General features: G+C 39.9%; 4 protein-coding genes. 3 read left to right on the top strand and 1 reads right to left on the bottom strand.

The window, feature by feature from the left end; all coding sequences use genetic code 11:
• Together WMO25_RS16400 and WMO25_RS16395 are read left to right on the top strand one after the other, a co-directional pair.
• A partial coding sequence (locus WMO25_RS16400; protein WP_349086233.1) for an ImmA/IrrE family metallo-endopeptidase occupies window positions 1-369 on the top strand: 369 nt, incomplete at its 5' end.
• Window positions 370-859: 490 nt separating this feature from the next.
• Window positions 860-2,320 carry an Lsa family ABC-F type ribosomal protection protein gene (locus WMO25_RS16395; RefSeq protein ID WP_002584327.1) on the top strand — a complete coding sequence of 487 codons (1,461 nt, stop codon included), beginning with the start codon at window positions 860-862 and terminating at the stop codon, window positions 2,318-2,320.
• A 235-nt stretch (window positions 2,321-2,555) separates the two neighbouring features.
• Here the strand turns inward: WMO25_RS16395 and WMO25_RS16390 are convergent, their stop codons facing one another.
• A complete protein-coding gene (locus tag WMO25_RS16390; protein WP_268826466.1) occupies window positions 2,556-2,957 on the bottom strand; it encodes a DUF188 domain-containing protein in 402 nt (133 codons plus the stop codon).
• Window positions 2,958-2,994: 37 nt separating this feature from the next.
• Between WMO25_RS16390 and WMO25_RS16385 the strand changes: the two genes are divergently transcribed.
• Window positions 2,995-3,369 (top strand): TnpV protein, encoded by a 375-nt coding sequence (locus WMO25_RS16385; protein ID WP_015535394.1) that lies wholly within the window; start codon window positions 2,995-2,997, stop codon window positions 3,367-3,369.
• Window positions 3,370-3,389: the final 20 nt, after the last annotated feature.

Genomic DNA, 3,389 nt, shown 5'->3' with positions numbered 1-3,389 from the left:
TGCCAGACGATCTATGTCATGATCAGCAGTTTCCTTTCTGAAGAAGAGCAGCGCATCGTTGCTGCACACGAACTGGGGCATATCATCCTGCACCGGTCACAGCTGAAAATGGCTCCCATGAAGGATGATGTGCTTTACAATATGATGGATTCTACAGAATATGAAGCCAATCTGTTTGCTGCAGATCTTCTTCTCGAAGACGACGATGTGGCTGAAATGTCCAAGAACGAAGACCTGAATTATTTTGGATTCTGTAGCAGCCTGAATGCCAGCCCGGAACTCATGAGCTTCAAGCTCTACAGCCTGATGAAACGCGGGCAGGCTTATCATATGCCGATGGAGATACAGAGTAATTTTCTGGCGAAATAGAATAAGAATTAAACAAATCGGAATTTTACGGTCAGTAAGGAATGCGTAAAGTTATATGATTGTATTATAAGCGATTTGTTAAATTTTTATAACCACTTGTATTTGCCTGCGATTTATGGTATAATATTTTGAAATTTAGAAAGAGGTGGGAAGATGATTAACTTTTCTTGCAAATAAAATCAAAATATGCGGTAGTGCTATACTTTGGCATTATTGTGTCTATTGCAAGAAAGTTATATGTCTATCTTACTCAATATAGTGCTGTTGCCACTTTTGCTTAGTGGTGTTATTTTATGCTATGACGAGCTGCAAGGATAAACTTTCTTGTGGCTCTTATTTTGTTTTGGAGGTGCTTTATGAATAGTGCAGAACAGATAGTTACACATGATTCACTCCGTATAGTGTCGGTTCCTTTTGGTGAAATCTATACGTAGTAAACATTCACCGAACCGACTTTGTATCGTATGACATGCAAAGGAGGATAATATTTATGTCAATGATTAAAATTGAAAACCTTACGTTTTCATATCCGACAAGTTATGATAATGTTTTTGAAAATGTCAGTTTCCAGGTTGATACCGATTGGAAGCTTGGTTTTGTGGGCAGAAACGGACGAGGTAAAACAACCTTTCTGAATCTTCTGCTTGGGAAATATGAGTATAGTGGAAAAATCCTATCATCCGTACAGTTTGATTATTTTCCTTATCCCGTTTCAGATAAGAATCGTATTACAGAGGATATATTGCAGGAGATTTGCCCACTTGCGGAAGAATGGGAACTTATGCGAGAACTTTCTTATCTTGATGTTGATGTCGATGTGCTTTGGCGACCTTTTGAAACACTTTCCAACGGAGAGCAGACAAAGGTTTTGATTGCCGCTCTTTTTCTTAATGAAGGGCATTTCCTACTGATTGATGAACCTACCAACCATTTGGATGCCAAAGCGAGAAAAAGTGTGGCGGCATATCTGAAAAAGAAAAAGGGATTCATCTTAGTTTCTCACGATCGTCGCTTTCTTGACGATTGTGTTGACTATATTCTATCGATTAACCGAGCGAATATCGAAGTGCAAAGAGGAAACTTTTCATCATGGATGTCAAATTTTGAGCGACAGCAAGAATTTGAACTGGCTCAGAACGAACGTTTGCAAAAGGACATCAGACGATTACAGCAGTCGGCAAAACGCGCTGCAGTATGGTCTGAACGTGTAGAAGCTTCCAAAATTGGGGCAGCAGATAAAGGTTATGTCGGTCATAAAGCCGCCAAAATGATGAAGCGTTCAAAATCTATAGAAGCGAGACAACAACAGACAATCGAACAAAAATCAGCATTGCTGAAAAATATGGAAACCGCAGAAGCCCTCAAGATACAACCGCTTAATTACCATACAGATTTGCTTGCATCATTATCGAATGTAGTAGTTTATTATGATGGCATTTCAGTTTGTGAACCCGTTTCGTTTGAAATAAGACAGGGAGAACGCATTGTGCTTGATGGAAAGAACGGCAGTGGCAAAAGTAGCCTGTTAAAGTTGGTAGTCGGGCAGTCCATAGATTATACGGGTACAGTAACACTTGGCTCTGGGCTTGTAATTTCTTATGTGCCACAGGATACATCGTATTTATGTGGAACCCTTTCCGAGTTTGCAGAAGAAAACAACCTTGATGAAAGTTTGTTCAAGGCAATTCTTAGGAAAATGGACTTTGAGCGTGTACAGTTTGAAAAGGATATTAAAGACTTTTCTGGCGGGCAAAAGAAGAAAGTCCTAATTGCGAAAAGCCTTTGTGAAAAGGCACACTTGTATGTATGGGATGAACCGCTCAACTTTATTGATGTGTACTCACGTATGCAGATTGAACAACTCATAACGGAGTTTGCCCCGACCATGCTCCTGGTAGAACATGACAGTGTTTTTCGAGATACTGTGGCAAGTAAAATTGTGAATATCTAAATTGGTTCTTCCGCAATTTTACGTTTTTCGCTTTAATAAAAATGGAGAATGCTGATTTACACTGGCATTCCAGTATTGAAAAATTACAAAATACGGATAATTGCGTAAGAACCTCTAAATTAAAATAATTGTATGGGTTAATTCCAGCTTTACAGAGACTCAAATTCCAGTTTGTAGAATTGGAATAAAAAAATCAGGACGTAGGGGATTGAAAACCTACGTCCTGATTTTTGTACTACCTATCCTTAATATACATCTCGATCAATTTATTCAAAGACACTTCAAACCTTTTATCGTCTGCCTCTGTCCGCTTTGCCGGACCTTTCAAATGATGTTTTTTCTTTGAGTTTCTGGCTTTCTTCGTCAAATGTCGTTCCATCAGCATCTGATCTATATTTTCATCTGTATACCATTTACCGCTCTGATGGATACCATATGCACCTTTACCCAGAATCATTGCCGCGACACCATAATCCTGCGTTACAACAATGTCTCCTTTCTGGCACAGACTGACCAGTTTAAAATCTACTGCATCAGCACCGGCTCCCACTGTGATTACTTCACTGTAATCTGAATATAAAACATGTATGAAACCAGATAAGGAGAAAACGTAAATTGTGTTAATGATAGCAGACATGAGTATGGAGTGAATATCTTATTTGGAGGAAAAACAAATGGTACAATCAATCTTTGAGGAAATGGGCGGCAGATACGAACGGCAAGGCGAATACATTTTACCCTGCCTTACCATACCACCCGAAAAGGAACAGTCGATAGACTTATTCGGACGGCGGCACTTGGACTATCTGCGGGAGTACCGCAAAATTACATACACCAATCTTCTCACAAGCGGCAGGCTCAATGCTTACCTTGCCGACATTGACAGACAGGCACAGGAACACTTTGAACGGCTCATAGAGGGCATGAAGCAAGCACAGGGCATAACGGAATGCCTAAAGGAAGAAAACGCCTTAGAATGGACTGGAAGAACGAATAACATAAGGGCTTGTGCGAGGGAGATTGTGGAAAAGGAAATTATTTTTGCATAAACAGATGATTAGTGGCAGGG

It is taken from the genome of Coprococcus intestinihominis (assembly GCF_040096555.1).
Taxonomy (GTDB): Bacteria; Bacillota; Clostridia; order Lachnospirales; family Lachnospiraceae; genus Coprococcus_A; species Coprococcus_A intestinihominis.
This window is presented reverse-complemented; position numbering and strand designations above follow the sequence as displayed.

Bases quoted from the DNA above. Each gene is read 5' to 3' on its own strand.
- WMO25_RS16385 (WP_015535394.1), top strand. From the start codon at position 2,995: ATGGTACAATCAATCTTTGAGGAAATGGGCGGCAGATACGAACGGCAA.
- WMO25_RS16395 (WP_002584327.1), top strand. From the start codon at position 860: ATGTCAATGATTAAAATTGAAAACCTTACGTTTTCATATCCGACAAGT.
- WMO25_RS16390 (WP_268826466.1), bottom strand. From the start codon at position 2,957: ATGTCTGCTATCATTAACACAATTTACGTTTTCTCCTTATCTGGTTTC.